17 protein-coding genes are annotated in these 16170 nt (G+C 70.1%); 16 read left to right on the top strand and 1 reads right to left on the bottom strand.

Annotation, left to right across the window (positions count from 1 at the left end):
• Positions 1 to 33 precede the first annotated feature (33 nt).
• Positions 34 to 732, top strand: a complete 699-nt coding sequence (locus AB0B94_RS00875) for a response regulator transcription factor (protein ID WP_181539555.1) — start codon at positions 34 to 36, stop codon at positions 730 to 732.
• A 16-nt stretch (positions 733 to 748) separates the two neighbouring features.
• Here the strand turns inward: AB0B94_RS00875 and metK are convergent, their stop codons facing one another.
• The gene (metK, locus tag AB0B94_RS00870; protein ID WP_091394940.1) at positions 749 to 1936 is read right to left on the bottom strand and encodes a methionine adenosyltransferase; all 1188 of its coding nucleotides are present in this window, start codon (positions 1934 to 1936) and stop codon (positions 749 to 751) included.
• A 231-nt stretch (positions 1937 to 2167) separates the two neighbouring features.
• Between metK and AB0B94_RS00865 the strand changes: the two genes are divergently transcribed.
• From AB0B94_RS00865 to AB0B94_RS00795, 15 genes are all read left to right on the top strand, one after another.
• Positions 2168 to 2956, top strand: a complete 789-nt coding sequence (locus AB0B94_RS00865) for an AfsR/SARP family transcriptional regulator (RefSeq protein ID WP_091397314.1) — start codon at positions 2168 to 2170, stop codon at positions 2954 to 2956.
• A gap of 81 nt (positions 2957 to 3037) precedes the next feature.
• Positions 3038 to 4300, top strand: coding sequence for a beta-ketoacyl-[acyl-carrier-protein] synthase family protein (locus tag AB0B94_RS00860; protein ID WP_357266819.1), 1263 nt, complete (start codon positions 3038 to 3040; stop codon positions 4298 to 4300).
• Complete coding sequence (locus AB0B94_RS00855) at positions 4297 to 5517, top strand: ketosynthase chain-length factor (RefSeq protein WP_238671249.1); 1221 nt, start codon at positions 4297 to 4299, stop codon at positions 5515 to 5517. The genes AB0B94_RS00860 and AB0B94_RS00855 overlap by 4 nt, the downstream gene beginning before the upstream one ends.
• Positions 5514 to 6572, top strand: coding sequence for a methyltransferase (locus tag AB0B94_RS00850; RefSeq protein WP_357266815.1), 1059 nt, complete (start codon positions 5514 to 5516; stop codon positions 6570 to 6572). The genes AB0B94_RS00855 and AB0B94_RS00850 overlap by 4 nt, the downstream gene beginning before the upstream one ends.
• Before the next feature lie 15 nt (positions 6573 to 6587).
• Complete coding sequence (locus tag AB0B94_RS00845; protein WP_357266812.1) at positions 6588 to 6914, top strand: antibiotic biosynthesis monooxygenase family protein; 327 nt, start codon at positions 6588 to 6590, stop codon at positions 6912 to 6914.
• Positions 6907 to 8529, top strand: coding sequence for an FAD-dependent oxidoreductase (locus AB0B94_RS00840; RefSeq protein WP_357266809.1), 1623 nt, complete (start codon positions 6907 to 6909; stop codon positions 8527 to 8529). The genes AB0B94_RS00845 and AB0B94_RS00840 overlap by 8 nt, the downstream gene beginning before the upstream one ends.
• Before the next feature lie 4 nt (positions 8530 to 8533).
• Positions 8534 to 8875, top strand: coding sequence for a TcmI family type II polyketide cyclase (locus AB0B94_RS00835; protein ID WP_238671245.1), 342 nt, complete (start codon positions 8534 to 8536; stop codon positions 8873 to 8875).
• Positions 8872 to 9879 carry a methyltransferase gene (locus tag AB0B94_RS00830; RefSeq protein ID WP_357266806.1) on the top strand — a complete coding sequence of 336 codons (1008 nt, stop codon included), beginning with the start codon at positions 8872 to 8874 and terminating at the stop codon, positions 9877 to 9879. Before AB0B94_RS00835 ends, AB0B94_RS00830 begins: the two co-directional genes overlap by 4 nt.
• Positions 9879 to 10343 carry a cupin domain-containing protein gene (locus AB0B94_RS00825; protein WP_208646634.1) on the top strand — a complete coding sequence of 155 codons (465 nt, stop codon included), beginning with the start codon at positions 9879 to 9881 and terminating at the stop codon, positions 10341 to 10343. The genes AB0B94_RS00830 and AB0B94_RS00825 overlap by 1 nt, the downstream gene beginning before the upstream one ends.
• Complete coding sequence (locus AB0B94_RS00820; protein WP_091394916.1) at positions 10340 to 10597, top strand: phosphopantetheine-binding protein; 258 nt, start codon at positions 10340 to 10342, stop codon at positions 10595 to 10597. The genes AB0B94_RS00825 and AB0B94_RS00820 overlap by 4 nt, the downstream gene beginning before the upstream one ends.
• Positions 10598 to 10601: 4 nt before the next feature.
• Entirely contained in the window at positions 10602 to 11072 is a 471-nt protein-coding gene (locus tag AB0B94_RS00815) for an SRPBCC family protein (protein ID WP_357266803.1), read from the top strand.
• Positions 11069 to 12730, top strand: a complete 1662-nt coding sequence (locus AB0B94_RS00810; RefSeq protein ID WP_357266800.1) for an acetyl-CoA carboxylase carboxyltransferase subunit alpha — start codon at positions 11069 to 11071, stop codon at positions 12728 to 12730. Before AB0B94_RS00815 ends, AB0B94_RS00810 begins: the two co-directional genes overlap by 4 nt.
• A complete protein-coding gene (locus AB0B94_RS00805; RefSeq protein WP_238671241.1) occupies positions 12717 to 13154 on the top strand; it encodes a biotin/lipoyl-containing protein in 438 nt (145 codons plus the stop codon). The genes AB0B94_RS00810 and AB0B94_RS00805 overlap by 14 nt, the downstream gene beginning before the upstream one ends.
• Positions 13155 to 13158: 4 nt before the next feature.
• Positions 13159 to 14544 carry an acetyl-CoA carboxylase biotin carboxylase subunit gene (locus AB0B94_RS00800; RefSeq protein WP_357266796.1) on the top strand — a complete coding sequence of 462 codons (1386 nt, stop codon included), beginning with the start codon at positions 13159 to 13161 and terminating at the stop codon, positions 14542 to 14544.
• 154 nt (positions 14545 to 14698) lie between these two features.
• Positions 14699 to 16162, top strand: coding sequence for a peroxidase family protein (locus AB0B94_RS00795; RefSeq protein ID WP_357266793.1), 1464 nt, complete (start codon positions 14699 to 14701; stop codon positions 16160 to 16162).
• The last annotated feature ends 8 nt before the right edge of the window (positions 16163 to 16170 follow it).

The raw sequence follows: 16170 nt of genomic DNA, 5'->3' as shown, positions 1-16170 counted from the left end.
GCTGGCGGCGGGGGATGGGGTCTGGGGGTTAGGTTGACGCGGTCCGACGGCGGGTCTCCCGCCGGCGCCACCACCATCCTCATAGTCGACGACCACGCTCTCGTCCGCGAGGGGCTGCGCTGGGTGCTCGAGGTGCACGCCGACCTCGACGTGGTCGACGAGGCGGGCGACTCGGCAACCGCTGTCGCCAAGGCGGCGTCGGAGCGTCCCGACGTGGTGTTGCTCGATGTCGAGATTCCCGGCGACGACCCGGTGGTCACGGTGCGCCGCATCCGTGAGGTGTCGCCCGACAGCGCGGTGGTCATCCTCAGCATGTATGACAGCCCCGACCTGCTGCGCCGTCTGATCGCCGCCGGGGTGCGCGCCTATCTGCTGAAGAGCGTGGGTCGGGAGGAACTGGTCGCCGCGATCCGCAAGGCACGCGACGGCAGCGGCTCGGTGCTGCTCTCGGTCTCCGGTCAGAGCCTGGTGCAGGTGCAGAACGCGGAGTCCGCCATTCTGTCCCCCGTCGAGTTGGAGATCCTGCAACTCGCTGCCGAGGCGATGACCAACGCCCAGATCGCACGGCGACTCGACCTGACCGAGGCCACCGTGAAGAGCCACCTGCGGCGCATCTTCGCGAAGCTCGGCGCGGTCTCCCGCATCGACGCGGTCAACAAGGCGGTGGCAGCGTCACTGGTGACGCTGCCACACGACCGGTTGGTGCCACGCCCGCGCCGCCCGCCGTTCTAGCGACCGGCGACGGTCCTCAACAAGCGGCCTTGAGATCGGCGGCGCGGTCGGTGCGCTCCCAGGTCAGGTCCGGGAGTTCACGGCCGAAGTGGCCGTAGGCGGCCGTCTGCTGGTAGATCGGACGCAGCAGGTCCAGGTCGCGGATGATCGCCGCCGGGCGCAGGTCGAAGACCTCACCGATCGCCTTCTCGATCCGGTCGAGCGGCACCGTCTCCGTCCCGAACGTCTCCACGAACAGGCTCACCGGGTGGGCCTTGCCGATCGCGTAGGCCACCTGCGCCTCACACCGCTCGGCCAGGCCCGCGGCGACCACGTTCTTCGCCACCCACCGCATCGCGTACGCCGCCGAACGGTCGACCTTTGACGGGTCCTTGCCCGAGAACGCGCCACCACCGTGCCGGGCGTACCCGCCGTAGGTGTCGACGATGATCTTCCGTCCGGTCAGGCCGGCGTCGCCCATCGGGCCACCGATCTCGAACCGGCCGGTCGGGTTGACCAACAGCCGGTAACCCTCGGTGTCGAGGTCGAGCGCCTCCAGCTCCGGCGTGATCACGTGGTCCCGGATGTCGGGGGCGAGCAGTTCGTCGAGGGAGATGTGGGCGGCGTGCTGAGTGGAGACCACGACGGTGTCGAGCCGGACCGGGCGGAGACCGTCGTACTCGACGGTGACCTGGGTTTTGCCGTCCGGCCGCAGGTAGGGCACCGTGCCGTCCTTGCGGACGGCGGCCAGACGACGAGCCAGCCGGTGGGCCAGCGCGATCGGCAGCGGCATCAGCTCCGGCGTCTCCGAGCAGGCGAAGCCGAACATCATGCCCTGGTCACCGGCACCCTGGGCGTCGAGCCCACCACCGGACGAACCGTCGCGCAGCTCGATCGCCGTGTCGACGCCCTGCGCGATGTCGGGCGACTGGGCGCCGATCGAGATGCTGACGCCGCAGGACGCGCCGTCGAAGCCCTTCTTCGACGAGTCGTACCCGATGCCCAGGACCGTTTCCCGCACGATGCGGGGGATGTCGGCGTAGGCCTGCGTGGTGACCTCGCCGGCGACGTGGACCTGGCCGGTGGTGATCAGGCTTTCGACGGCGACCCGGCTGTGCGGGTCCTGCGCCAGTAGCGCGTCGAGGATCCCATCGCTGATCTGATCGGCGATCTTGTCGGGATGACCTTCGGTGACCGACTCGGAGGTGAAGAGGCGGCGCGACATGTGTGACTCCTAACCCGAGGGGCGTGGGGGCCCGGCGAGTCTTCCCGCCCCTGGTGGAGGTTGCCTGGAGGAAGCATCGAGCGATCAAAGGGGTATCCGCCGTACAACTTTCGACACGCATCGATCCTCGGAAGAACCCGCGATGTCGCTACCTGCGGTCGTTCCGACACGCCCCGCTCATCCATAGCTTGAGAGCGTCTCGACGAGTGCTATGGGGAATGGGGGACCACTGTGGTCAGGTACGAGATCCTCGGGTCGCTGGAAGTGATCCACGAGGGCCGGATCTGCACGCCGACGCCGCCGAAGGTGCGGACCGTGTTGGCGCTGCTGGTGATGCGGGCCAATCGGGTCGTTCTGGTCGACTCGATAATCCGGGAGCTGTGGGGTGACGATCCGGCGCGCAGCGCCGTCACCACTGTCCAGACCTACATCTACCACCTGCGCAAGCTCTTCGCGAAGGAGGGCATAGAGACCCCGGACCGGACCGTGCTGGAGAGCCGTGCCCGCGGTTACCTGCTCAGGGTCGAGCCGGGTCAGCTCGACGCCGAGGTGTTCGAGACGATGCTCGACCAGGGCCGCTCGCACATCGAGTCGGACCGGCCCGAGGAGGGCGCCGAGGTGCTGCGGCGGGCGCTGGCCATGTGGACGGGGCCGGTGGGCGCCAACGTGACGTTCGGGCCGGCGTTGGAGGCGCACGCGATCCACCTCCAGGAGCAGTGGATCCGCGCACTGGAGCTGCGCATCCAGGCCGACATCACGCTCGGCCGCCACCGCGAGTTGATCGGCGAGCTGCGCTATCTCGTGGGCACGTACCCGCTCAACGAGTGGTTCCACCGCCAGCTCATCGTGGCGCTCAGCCGCTCGGGACGCCGTGGCGAGGCGTTGCAGGCGTACCACCACCTGCGCCGGGTGCTCAGTGAGGAGTTGGGCCTGGACCCTTCGCCTGACCTCCAGCGGCTCCAGCGGGAGGTGTTGGCCGCCGGCGGACCACTGCGCCCGGGGCTTGCCAGGGCCTCGTGACAGGCCCTCGACCGACGCTCCAGCGCCGTTCGACCGGCCGTCCCTAGCTTTCACACGGACATCGCGGCCAGGAGGTCTTCCATGACGAGCACATCCGACCGTCGGGTGGTCATCACCGGGATTGGCGTCATCGCCCCCGGTGGACTGGGCACCAAGGCGTTCTGGGAACTGTTGACCGCTGGCCGCACGGCCACCCGTAGCCTGTCGTTCTTCGACGCCACCCCCTTCCGGTCACGGGTGGCCGCGGAGGCCGACTTCGACCCGGTCGCCGAGGGCCTGTCGCCGCAGGAGGTCCGCCGGATGGACCGGGCGGCCCAGATGGCAGTGGTCTGCACCCGGGAGGCGCTGGCCGACAGCGGCTTCGAGGTCGCCGACCCGACCCGGGTCGGCGTGAGCGTCGGCACGGCGGTCGGGGCCACCATGAGCCTCGAAGAGGAGTACGTCGTGGTCAGCGACGGCGGCCGGAACTGGCTGACCGACCACCGGTACGCCACCCCGCACCTCTACGACTATCTGGTGCCGAGCTCGTTCGCCCGCGAGGTGGCGTGGTCGGTCAGGGCGGAGGGTCCGGCGACGGTGGTCTCCACCGGCTGCACGTCGGGCCTCGACTCGGTCGGCCACGCCCGGGAGTTGATCCGGGAGGGCTCGGCCGACGTGATGATCGCCGGCGCGACCGACGCCCCGATATCGCCGATCACGGTGGCCTGCTTCGACGCGATCAAGGCGACCACGGCCCGCAACGACGATCCGACGCACGCCTCGCGGCCGTTCGACAACAGTCGCGACGGGTTCGTCCTCGGTGAGGGTTCGGCGATGTTCGTCCTCGAAGAGCTTGAGCACGCCCGTCGACGCGGGGCGCAGATCTACGCCGAACTGGTCGGGTTCGCCTCGCGCTCCAACGCGTTTCACATGACCGGTCTGCGGCCCGACGGGCGGGAGATGGCCGAGGCGATCCGGGTCGCGCTCGCCGACGCCCGGTTGCCCGGCGACGCCGTCGACTACATCAACGCGCACGGCTCGGGTACGAAGCAGAACGACAGGCACGAGACGGCGGCGTTCAAGCGGAGTCTCGGCGACCATGCGTACCGCACCCCGGTCAGCTCGATCAAGTCGATGATCGGCCACTCGCTCGGCGCCATCGGTTCGATCGAGATCGCGGCGTCGGCCCTGGCGATCAAGCACGGGGCGGTGCCGCCAACAGCCAACCTGCACGAACGCGACCCGGAGTGCGACCTCGACTACGTTCCGCTGACCGCCCGCGAGCAGCAGACCGACGTGGTGTTGAGCGTGGGTAGCGGATTCGGCGGCTTCCAGAGCGCGATGCTCCTGGCGCGTGTGGCATGACCACTGTCGTCACCGGTGTCGGAGTGGCAGCGCCCAACGGGTTGGGCCGCGACGCCTTCTGGGCGGCCACCGTCGCCGGGGTGGGCGGCATCGGGCCGATCAGCCGTTTCGACAGCTCGGGTTACCCCGCCCAGTTGGCCGGCGAGGTTCCCGGATACGAGGCGGCCGATCACATCCCGAGCCGGCTGATGGCGCAGACCGACCACATGACCCGGCTGTCGTTGACGGCGGCGCAGTGGGCTCTTGCCGACGCGTCGGTCGACCCTTCGGCGCTGCCCGAGTTCGGCATGGGTGTCGTCACTGCCAGCGCGTCGGGCGGCTTCGAGTTCGGCCACCGTGAGCTGGAGAAACTCTGGAGCAAGGGCTCTGAGCACGTCAGCGCCTACCAGTCGTTCGCCTGGTTCTACGCTGTCAACACCGGCCAGATCTCGATCCGCCACGGGATGCGCGGGCCGACCGGCGTGCTCGTCACCGAGCAGGCGGGTGGGCTCGACGCGGTGGCGCAGGCCCGGCGCCAGGTGCGCAAGGGCGTGCAACTCGTGATGACCGGCGGTGTCGACGCGTCGCTCTGCCCGTGGGGCTGGACGGCCCAGCTCGCCAACGGCCTGCTCAGTACGGGGCGGGATCCGGCCACGGCGTTCCTGCCGTTCGACGCCAACGCGTCGGGTTACGTGCCGGGCGAGGGTGGGGCGATCCTCGTGTTGGAGGACGAACACGCCGCTGCCCGGCGCGGGGCCGCCGTCTACGGGGTGATCGCCGGATACGGCGCGACGTTCGACCCCCGGCCCGGCTCCGGCCGCCCGCCGGGTCTGCGTCGGGCGGCCGAGATGGCAGTGTCCGACGCCGGTCTCACCCCGGCCGACATCGACGTCGTCTTCGCCGACGGCGCCGGTGTCGCGCAGCTCGACCGCGTTGAAGCCGAGGCGATCACCGCTGTCTTCGGCCCACGCGGGGTGCCGGTGACCGCCCCCAAGACGATGACCGGCCGGCTCTACTCGGGCGGGGCGGCGCTCGACCTCGTCTCCGCGCTGCTGTCGATCCGGCACGGCGTCATCCCGCCCACCACCAACATCCGCCAGCCGGCCGAGGGCCTGCACCTCGACCTGGTGCGTGACGTCGCGCGGGAGACACCGGTACGCGCGGCGCTCGTACTCGCCAGGGGCTACGGCGGGTTCAACGCGGCAATGGTCGTGACCGACGAAAGGAATGGACGATGACCGACGCCAGCCTCGCCGCCGTCGCGAACTTCGACGAGCAGCAGGCACTCGATCTGCGTGAACGGCAGATCGCGGTGCTGGGAAGCGCCAAACAGATCGCCAACGTGATCTACGTGGTCACCGAACTCGGCATCGCCGACCTGCTCGTCGACGGACCAGTGCCGGTCGCCCGACTGGCGGCGGCGACCGAGTCGCACGAGGACGCGCTGCGGCGGATCCTGCGCGCGGCCTCAGCGGTCGGCATCTTCGACGAGCAGGAGGACGGGTCGTTCGCGCTCACCCCGCTCGGCGAGGGGCTGACGTCGGCCCGGATCGGCGGGCTGCGGCCGATGGTGCAGTTCAGCGGCGCCGACTTCAACCGCCTCCCGTACGCGGAGATCCTGCACAGCGTCCGTACCGGCGAGCCGGCCTTCAACAAGGTCTTCGGCATGGGCTTCTACGACTATCTCCAGGCCCACCCGGAGGCCAACCGGTTCTTCGAGGGCTTCATGGCCCACTGGAGCCGGCGGCTGGCCGACCGGTTCGCCGCGGAGTTGGCACCCGAGCGGTTCGGCCGGATCGCCGACATCGGCGGCAGCAACGGCTACTTCCTGGCCAAGATGCTCCAGCGTCACCCCGATGGCACGGGTGTCCTCTTCGACCTGCCCGAGGTGGTGGCCGACGCCGAGCCACTGCTCAAGGAGCACGGTGTCACCGAGCGGGTCGAGGTGCGGGGCGGCGACTTCTTCACCGACGAACTGCCGGTCGGTGCCGACGCGTACATCCTGAAGTCGATCGTCCACAACTGGCCGGACGACACCTGCGTCACGTTGCTGCGTCGGATCCGGGCGGCGATCGGCGACGCCGACTCCCGGCTCATCGCGATCGACCAGATCGTGCCGCCGCGCAACCAGTGGGACCACGCCAAGATCATCGACATCGACATGCTGGTGCTCTTCGGCGGCAAGGAGCGCGACCTCAGGGAATGGCAGGCGCTGTTCACCGCGTCCGGTTTCGAGCTGGTCAACACCCCCGCGTCCCGCGGCTGGGCCCTGCTCGAAGCGCGTCCGATCTAGGAAAGGAAGCCCGCAATGGCACACATCGGCATCGACCAGCAGGTCGTGACGATGGTCAACGTCTTCACCGTCGAGCCGGCCAACCAGCAGAAGCTCGTCGACATCCTGATCGAGGCGACCGACGCGGTGATGTCCAAGGTCGACGGGTTCGTGTCGGCGAACATCCACGCCAGCCTCGACGGCACCCGGGTCGTCAACTACGCGCAGTGGGAGAGCGAAGAGCACTTCACAGCGATGCTCAAGAACCCCGAGGTCCACCCCCACTTCGGCGAGGTACGCGCGATCGCCACGCCGGAACGCCACCTCTACAAAGTCGTCTACACGGAGGACGCTCATGTCTGACGGAAGCACCGACGTCCTGATCGTCGGCGGCGGCCCGGTCGGCTTGTCGACCGCGCTCTTCCTGGCCCGCAAGGGGATCCGGCCGATCCTTGTCGAACGTCGGCCCCGGCTGTCGACGATCCCCCGCGCTACCGGTCTGCACGCCCGCACCGTGGAGATCTTCCGCACCGTCGGCCTGGAGCCCGCGGTGCAGCAGGCCGGCATGAAGATCGTCGGGCCGGGCGCCGAACTCGACCTGGTCCGCGCCGGCCGCGCCACGCCACTGGTCATGCTCGGCGCCCAGTCCCTGGCCGACCTCCACAAGTCGTTCGTGATGGAGGCGCACGACGTCGACTACGACAAGTTCACGCCGAGCTGGCCGATCTGGTGCGGCCAGGACCACTACGAGCCGCTGCTCTACGACGCCGCAGTCGAGGCGGGCGCGGAGATCCGCTTCCAGAACGAGCTGATCGGGCTGACCCAGGACCAGGACGGGGTGACAGCCACCGTCTCCGACAACGGCACGACACGCACGATCCGGGCGCGCTACGTCGTCGCCGCCGACGGGGTGAAGAGCCCCGTGCGCGAACTGCTCCAGGTCGGAAACCGCAGCAACGGCGTCGCCGGGAACTTCGTCAGCATCATCTTCCGCGCCAAGGTCGACCTGCCCGAGACGGCACCCCGGTTCACGCTGATCTACCTGATGAACCAGCTGGCCCAGGGTCTGCTGCTCTTCATCGAGCCGGGACGGTGGATGTTCGGCGTCAACTACTACCCCGAGCGCGGGCAGTCGCCGGCCGACTTCACACCGGCTCGCTGTGTCGAACTGGCCCGGATCGCCGCCGGCGACCCCGAGCTGGAGATCGAGGTCGAGTCGGCCCAGCCCTGGGACGCGCGGCACATGGTCGCCGACGCGTACCAGTCAGGGCGGGTCTTCCTGGCCGGCGACGCCTGTCACGCCCACCCGCCGGCCGGAGGTTTCGGCGTCAACGCCGGCATCCAGGACGCGCACAACCTGGCCTGGAAGCTCGCCGACGTGCTTCACGGGCACGCCGACGAGAGCCTGCTCGACTCCTACGAAGCCGAGCGTCGTCCGGTCGGCGCCGCGACCGCCGACCAGGCGTGGATGCTCTTCCGCACCCGGGGTCAGCTCGCCGACGAGGACAAGGCCGCCTACCGCGACTTCGTCATCGTGACGATGGGCTACCGGTACACCTCCAACGCGATAGTCGGCGCGCCCGCCGACACCGAGCTGCTGCCCCGCGAGCTGACCTTCACCGGCCAACCCGGATCGCGTGCCCCGCACGGCTGGGTCGAACACGACGGCGCGCGGGTCTCCACGATCGATGTGCTGACCGAGGGCTGGACGTTGGCCACGGCTCCGGGCGACGACGCCTGGCTCGCCGCGGCCGAGGCGGTCTCGGCGGAGACCGGGCTTCCGATCAAGGCGCTGACCGCCGGACCCGACGGCGACCTCGCCGACGACGGTTCGTGGCTCGCGAGCTGCGGAGTCGGCCCCGGCGGGGCGCTGCTGGTACGCCCCGACGGCATTGTCGCCTGGCGCAGCGCCGGCCCGGTCGACGACCAGGCCCAGGCCCTGACCGCTGCCCTGGCCACGATCCTGCGGGGAGCGTGAGCACATGTCCTACCGCGCCCTCATGGTCATGCGGATGGCCCCCGGCCACGCCGACGCGGTCGCCGAACTCTTCACCGAGCACGACAAGGGCGACATGCCCTACGTCGTCGGCATCTCGCGGCGCACGCTCTTCCGCTACCAGGACCTCTACATGCACCTGCTGGAGGCCGACACCGACGTCTTCGACAAGCTCCTCGCGGCCCGAGCCCGCGCGGACTTCCAGGAGGTCAACCGGCGCCTCTCGGCCTACCTGCAGCGCTACGCGCCGGACAGCATGACCGAGTTGCAGGACTCGAAGGCCACGCCCTTCTACACCTGGAGCCCCGAGACAGGGAGCATCACGTGACGCTGACCCGCCGCGACATCAACGACATGATGCAGGCATACAAGAAGACGAGCCTGCTGCGTACCGCTGTCGAGCTGGGCGTGTTCGACGCGCTCGCCGCGGGCCCGGCCACTGCCAGCGGGCTCGCCCCGAAGCTCGGCATCCACCCCCGGGGTGCGCGCATCCTGCTCGACGCGCTCACCGCCATCCGCCTCACCGACCGTACCGGCGAGCACTTCTCGCTCACCCCGGCGGCCGCCGACCACCTGGTCAGCACCCGTCCCGACTACCTGGGCGGCATGGTCAAGGTGATGTCGAGCGACTGGGAGTGGGACGCGCTGCGCGACCTCAGCGCCGCCGTACGGGCCGGCGGCACCGTCCTCGACGTGCACGCCGAGACCCCGGAGTACACCTACTGGGAGGACTTCGCCGCGTACGCGACGAAGGTCGCCCAGCCGACCGCCGAGGTGATGGCCGAGGCGCTCGCGCCGTGGACGAAGGAGCGCGCCGAACTCGACATCCTCGACGTCGCCTGCGGCCACGGCGTGTACGGCTACACGCTGGCGCAGCACAACCCGCAGGCGACGGTGACCTCGCTGGACTGGCCCAACGTGCTCGCCGTGACGGAGAAGCACGCCGAACGGCTCGGCGTGCGCGACCGGGCGTCGTTCCTGCCGGGTGACATGTTCACCACCGATCTCGGCGGGCCCTACGACGTCGTGCTGCTCACCAACGTCACGCACCACTTCTCCGAGGAGCGGGTGCATGAGCTGGTGACCCGGCTCGGTTCCGTGGTCAAGCCGGGTGGACGGCTGGTTATCGTCGGGTTCACCACCGGCGACGAGTCGCCGGCACTGGACCCGGCACCGTACCTCTTCTCGGTGTTGATGTTGGTCTGGACCTTCGAGGGGGAGTCGCACTCCGTCGCCGCCTACAACCGGGCCCTCGCCGCGGCGGGCTTCGGCCCGGCCACCGTCCACCCGACGGACCTGCCGTTCCGAGTGCTCGTCGCAGAGAAGGGATGATCATGCATCGGCAACCGATCGTGAAGGTCGCCGCCACCGACGTGCCCGGCATCAACCGGATCGGCGGCGAGGTGCGGATCCTGCTCAGCCCGAAGACCGTCGACGCGACGGAGGGCTTCATGGGCACGGTCCGCCTGGAGCCGGGCGAGTTCCTGGCGGAGCAGTACAACCCGTACTCGGACAAGTTCTGCTATCTGGTGCGCGGCGAGGTGGTGATCCGGGTCGACGGCGCGGAGGTCAAGCTCGCTGCCGACGAGGCTCTCATGGTCCGTCGCGGCCAGCGGCACCGCATCGTCAACGCCGGTGGCGAGACCGCGCTGATCGTGTTCCAGATCAGCCCGCTCGCGCCGCGCCCCGAGCTGGGCCACGTCGACACCGAAGAGGTCCCGCACCCCGAGTCGCCGGTGCCGCAGGTCGGCGGCGTGCGCGACGGGTGGCAGCGACCGACGGGAGGAAACTCATGAGCCAGCTGACCCTCGACGACCTGCGTCGGATCCTGGAGACCAGTTCCGGTGTGGTCGAGCAGACCGACTGGGCCGATCCGGCGACGCTCGACGCGCCGTTCGACGACCTCGGCTACGACTCGCTCGCGCTGTTGGAGCTGGCGGCGCGGGTGCAGCAGGAGTACGAGGTGCGCATCCCCGACGACGCCGTGTCGATCATGAAGACGCCGCGGCTCGCTGTCGACTACGTCAACCAACGACTCGCGGATCGGTGACCCGATGGCCGGACACACTGACAACGCGGTCGACATCAACGCACCGTTCGACCTCGTCTGGGACCTCACCAACGACATCCCCAACTGGCCCTCCCTGTTCAGCGAGTACGCCAGCACCGAAGTGCTCTCGACGTCCGCCGACGGGGCCGTCGTCTTCCGCCTGACCATGCACCCCGACCCGGCCGGCCGGGTGTGGAGCTGGGTCTCCGAGCGGGTGCCCGACCGCGGCGACCGGGTGGTACGGGCACGGCGGCTGGAGACGGGCGCCTTCAAGTACATGAACCTGTTCTGGGAATACACCGAGATCCCGGACGGCGGCGTGCGGATGCGGTGGGTACAGGACTTCGAGATGCGGCCGGGCGGGCACGCCGACGACGAGGGCATGACCGCCCACCTCAACCGGACCACACGTGAGCAGCAGGCACGCATCCGGGAGATCGTGGAGAAGGCCGCGGCCGAACGCGGGCAGTCATGACCGCCACCGTCAACACACCCGTCGGCAAGAGCTGGCTGATCTGCCCGGGCTGCCGGGCGCTGCTCTACCAGCGCCGGGTCGAGCGCAACCTCGGCGTCTGCCCGGAGTGCGACCACCACGACCAGGTCACCGCACACCAGCGGATCGAGCAGCTCTTCGACCTCGACTCGGTCGAGGAGCTGCCACCGGTCGGCGCCTTCGGTGATCCGCTCGGTTTCGTCGACACCAAGCCCTACCCGCAACGGATCGAGGCGGCCCGCCGGCGCACCGGGCTCGACGAGGCAGTGGTCTGCGTCCGGGGCACCGTCGAGGGGCAGCCCCTGATCGCGGCGGTGATGGACTTCCGGTTCCTCGGCGGCAGCCTCGGCTCGGGCGTCGGCGAACGGATCACCCGGGCCGCCGAGGTGGCGCTCGAAACCCGTACGCCGCTGCTGATCGTCAGCGCCTCCGGCGGGGCCCGGATGCAGGAGGGCGTGCTGTCGCTCATGCAGATGGCCAAGACGAGCGCGGCGCTCGGTGCCCTCGACGAGGCCGGGGTGTTGACGATCTCGCTGGTCAGCGACCCGACCTACGGTGGCGTTGCCGCATCGTACGCGACGCTCTGCGACGTCATCCTCGCCGAGCCGGGGGCGCGCCTCGGCTTCGCCGGGCCGAGGGTCATCCAGCAGACGCTGCGTCAGCCGCTGCCGGCCGGCTTCCAGACCGCCGAGTACCTCTTCGCCCGCGGCATGCTCGACGACCTGGTGCCCCGGTCGAACCTGCGGCCGACCATCGGCCGGCTGCTGGCCTTCGCGGGGGCCGACCGGTCCGCGCCCAACCCTCACCCGGTACCTGCCACCACGCCCCCCGAGTCGGCCGACCCGTGGGCTGTCGTGGCGCTGTCCCGCGATCTCGGTCGACCATCCACACTCGACTACATCGGACACTTCGTTGACGGTTTCGTGGAGCTGCACGGCGACCGGCTGGCCAGTGACTGCCCGGCGATCGTCGGCGGCGTCGGTCTGATCGACGGCCGGCCCACTGTGGTGATCGGCCACCAGAAGGGCCACACGGTCGCCGAGGTGGCCAGCCGCAACTTCGGCATGGCGACACCGGCCGGCTATCGCAAGGCGGCCCGGCTGATGCGCCTGGCCGAGAAGCTCGGCACGCCGATCGTGACGCTGATCGACACGCCCGGCGCCTACCACGGCGTCTCGGCTGAGGAGAACGGGCAGGCCCTCGCCATCGCCGACAGCATCCGGCTGATGGCCGGGCTGACGGTTCCGGTCGTCGCGATCGTGACCGGCGAGGGTGGCAGCGGAGGTGCGCTCGCCCTCGGCGTCGGCAACCGGGTGCTGATGCTCGCCAACGCGACGTACTCGGTGATCAGCCCGGAAGGCTGCGCCGCGATCCTCTGGAACGACTCCGGTCGGGCCGACGAGGCCGCGGCGCAGCTCAAGCTCCAGGCCGGCGACCTGCTGGCGCTCGGCATCGTCGACGGGGTGGTTCCCGAACCACCCGGCGGGGCACCGGCCGATCCCGGGGCGACCGCGTCGGCCGTACACCGGGCGGTTGTCGACGCGTTCGCGGAGTTGGCCGGTCTCAACCGCGAGCAGGTGCGGGCCCATCGCCGGGCCCGCTTCCGACAGATCGGAGGTTTGACGAATGCCGGAGGGTAACGCCGACCCGCTGGATGCCGCGGTCCGCAGTCTCGCGCGGCTGATCGGGTCGACGCCAGGTCCGGTCCGCCGCGCCCGGTTGCAGCACGGCGACCTGGTGGTCGAGGTGGAGTGGCCGGATGGCGCACCGGGGGCGGCGGTGGTACCGGCCGCCCCGCCGGTGGAGACCGACGCCGGTCTGCACTACGTGTGCGCGCCGATGGTCGCGACGCTCTACCTCGCGCCGTCGCCCGGAGCTGACCCGTTCGTCACTGAGGGCGACCAGGTCATTCCGGGCCAGCAGGTCGCGATCCTCGAAGCGATGAAGATGATGATCCCGGTCGAAGCCGACCGCGCGGGCGAGGTCGTGAAGGTGCTGGTGCCCAACGCGAGCCCGGTCGAGTACGGCGAACGGTTGATCGCCTTAGCTGTGTCGGAGGGCTGACCCAGTGTTCGAGTCGGTGCTGATCGCCAACCGGGGCGAGATCGCGGTCCGGATCGCCCGGACCTGCCGGGAGATGGGGCTGCGTACCGTGGCTGTCTACTCGACAGTGGACCGGGACTCGGCGGTGGTGCGGCTGGCCGACGAAGCCGTCCAGATCGGGCCGGGTCCCAGCCGGCGCAGCTACCTGAGTGCCCCGGCCATCATCGAGGCGGCCCGTCGCACGGGGGCCGACGCCATCCACCCGGGCTACGGATTCCTCTCCGAGGATCCGGACTTCGCCGAGATCTGCGAGGCCGACGGGATCACGTTCATCGGGCCGCCGCCCGCCGTGATGGCCGCGCTGGGCGACAAGGCCCGGACGCGGGGCATCATGGCGGGCCTCGGCCTGCCCGTACTCCCCGGCACGACCGACGCCGTCGAGTCGGCGGCCCACGCGCGCGCTGTCGCCGACGAGATCGGCTTCCCGCTGATCATCAAGGCGGTCGCCGGTGGCGGCGGTCGGGGCGTACGGGTGGTCCGCGATCCGGCCTCGTTCCTGAGCGAGTTCGCCGCCGCGCGGGCAGAGGCGCAGCTGCTCTTCGGTGACAACCGGGTCTACATCGAGCGCTACCTCGAGTCGGCCCGCCACGTCGAGGTGCAGGTGCTCACCGACCGCTACGGCAACGGCATCCACCTCGGCGAGCGCGACTGCTCGGTGCAGCGGCGTCACCAGAAGCTGATCGAGGAGTCGCCCGCGCCCGGGCTGCCGCAACAGATGGTCGACCGGATGACCGCCGCCGCGGTCACCGGCGCGCTCGGTGTCGGCTACGTGGGCGCTGGCACCTTCGAGTTCCTGGTCGGCGGTGGCGACGACTTCCACCTCATGGAGGTCAACTGCCGGCTCCAGGTCGAACACCCGGTCTCCGAGCTGGTGACCGGCGTCGATCTGGTGCGGCAACAGATCCTCGTCGCGGCCGGCGAACGGCTGGCGCTGACCCAGGCGGACGTGACACCACGCGGCACCGCGATCGAGTGCCGCCTCAACGTCGAGGACCCGGCGCGCGGCTTCGTACCGACGCCGGGCGAGCTGACCCGCTTCGACCTACCCGCCGGCCCGTTCGTCAGGGTCGACACGCACGGGTACGCCGGCTACCGGGTCCCGGCCGACTACGACTCCCTGCTCGCGAAGGTGGTCGTCTGGGCGCCCGACCGCACCCAGGCCCTGGCCCGGATGGCCCGCGCCCTCGACGAGTGCGCCGTCGAAGGGCCAGGGGTGGCCACCACCCGCGACTTCCTCCGATCGACGCTCGACCACCCGCTGTTCCGTGCCGCGAAACACGACACCTCGCTTGTCGACACCATGCTCACCGGCCTCCAGCCGGACACCACCGAAGCTCCAGGGCGCCACTAACCGAAGGGTTCACACTGCTGCCGGTTCGCGGGTTTGCGGCCCGTGCGTCCACGCGGGCGCCCGCGGACGGAAGGTGGCCGACATGGCAATTGACAACGCTTCTCGAGGTGTCAGCCGACGGCGATTATTGGCCGGAGTCGGCGCGGGGGCGCTCGTGGCCGGCACCGGGGGAGCCCTGCTCGACGCGACGCCGGCGGCGGCCGCGTTCTCCAACCGGTTCGGTCGGATGTTCCCGTCGCTGCCGGCGTTCGGGTCCGCGACGACCCAGATGCGCAACGCACTGATCGACCTGTCGCGCGTCGGCGGCCCGATGGACGCCCGCGACCCGCTCAGCGTCGGCGCGGAGGCGCTCGCCGACCAGCAGCAGCACAGCATCAACAACCCCGACAACTTCTCGATCCCACAGGGCATGACGTACTTCGGGCAGTTCGTCGACCACGACCTGGCCTTCGAGACGACGGCGCCGCTGGGTACGCCGGTCGACCCGACCACGGTGCCGAACCCCCGGACGCCGGCCCTCGACCTCGACTCGCTCTACGGTGGCGGGCCGACCGGAAACCCGGAGCTGTACAACTCGGCCGATCCCGCCAAACTCAAGATCGAGTCGGGTGGGCGTTTCGAAGACCTGCCGCGCAACTCCAGTGGCAAGGCGATCGTCTTCGACTCCCGCAACGACGAGAACCTGCCGATCGCGCAGATCACTGCCGCCTTCATCCTCTTCCACAACCGGGTGGTCGACCTGGTGCGCGCCCAGGGCACACCGGCGGCACAGGTATTCGGCGCCGCCCGGCAACTCGTCACCTGGCACTACCAGTGGATCGTGCTCAACGAGTTCCTTCCGCTGATCGCCGGCTCGGGCACCGTCTTCACAGTGCTCAACGGCGGCCGCCGCTTCTACAAGCCGGAGCCGAACGCGACGTTCATCCCGGTCGAGTTCACCGCAGCGGCGTTCCGCTTCGGCCACAGCCAGCCACGACCGGCCTACCTGGTCAACCGCACCGGCAACGGCGGCGACGAGTTCTACGCCATGCTCTTCGACCCGGCGCTGAGCGGCGCCGACCCGGCCGACCTGCGCGGCGGGAAGCGGGCCGCCCGCCGCTACCTCGACTACCAGTTCTGGTTCCAGTTCTTCGACGGCCAGGTGCGCTGGAGCAAGTGGATCGACGTACGCAACTCGACGCCGCTGTTCGGCTTCCCACTGCCACCGCCGCCGTCCGGCTCCCCGTCGGCCAACCTGCTCGGACGCGACCTGCTCCGGCAGCTCACCTTCGGCATCCCGTCGGGCCAGCGGATCGCCGCGACCATCGGCGCGCCCGCGCTCGGCAGCTTCAACTTCCCGGAGCTCAGCGGGTACGGCCTCGGCCTGGACTCCAACACCCCGCTCTTCTACTACATCCTCAAGGAGGCGCAGCTCCAGGCCGGCGGAGGCTCGTTGGGCGCCGTCGGTGGGCGAATCGTGGCCGAGGTGCTCATCGGCATCGCCCAGCTCGACCCGGCGAGCTACCTGAAGGTGCAGCCCAACTGGCGTCCGACCCTGCCCGCCCGCTTCTCCGGCCAGTTCACGATGGCCGACCTGCTCACGTACGCCCGGGTCGACCCGGCCAGCCGCAACTCCTGACGGCGCTT

The organism is Micromonospora sp. NPDC048986, from assembly GCF_040649335.1.
Taxonomy (GTDB): Bacteria; Actinomycetota; Actinomycetes; order Mycobacteriales; family Micromonosporaceae; genus Micromonospora; species Micromonospora alfalfae.
Note: the sequence above shows the minus strand (reverse complement) of the source record. Positions and strands in the feature narration are given on the sequence as shown.

Bases quoted from the DNA above. Each gene is read 5' to 3' on its own strand.
- metK (WP_091394940.1), bottom strand. From the start codon at position 1,936: ATGTCGCGCCGCCTCTTCACCTCCGAGTCGGTCACCGAAGGTCATCCC.
- AB0B94_RS00860 (WP_357266819.1), top strand. From the start codon at position 3,038: ATGACGAGCACATCCGACCGTCGGGTGGTCATCACCGGGATTGGCGTC.
- AB0B94_RS00855 (WP_238671249.1), top strand. From the start codon at position 4,297: ATGACCACTGTCGTCACCGGTGTCGGAGTGGCAGCGCCCAACGGGTTG.
- AB0B94_RS00850 (WP_357266815.1), top strand. From the start codon at position 5,514: ATGACCGACGCCAGCCTCGCCGCCGTCGCGAACTTCGACGAGCAGCAG.
- AB0B94_RS00845 (WP_357266812.1), top strand. From the start codon at position 6,588: ATGGCACACATCGGCATCGACCAGCAGGTCGTGACGATGGTCAACGTC.
- AB0B94_RS00840 (WP_357266809.1), top strand. From the start codon at position 6,907: ATGTCTGACGGAAGCACCGACGTCCTGATCGTCGGCGGCGGCCCGGTC.
- AB0B94_RS00835 (WP_238671245.1), top strand. From the start codon at position 8,534: ATGTCCTACCGCGCCCTCATGGTCATGCGGATGGCCCCCGGCCACGCC.
- AB0B94_RS00820 (WP_091394916.1), top strand. From the start codon at position 10,340: ATGAGCCAGCTGACCCTCGACGACCTGCGTCGGATCCTGGAGACCAGT.
- AB0B94_RS00815 (WP_357266803.1), top strand. From the start codon at position 10,602: ATGGCCGGACACACTGACAACGCGGTCGACATCAACGCACCGTTCGAC.
- AB0B94_RS00810 (WP_357266800.1), top strand. From the start codon at position 11,069: ATGACCGCCACCGTCAACACACCCGTCGGCAAGAGCTGGCTGATCTGC.
- AB0B94_RS00805 (WP_238671241.1), top strand. From the start codon at position 12,717: ATGCCGGAGGGTAACGCCGACCCGCTGGATGCCGCGGTCCGCAGTCTC.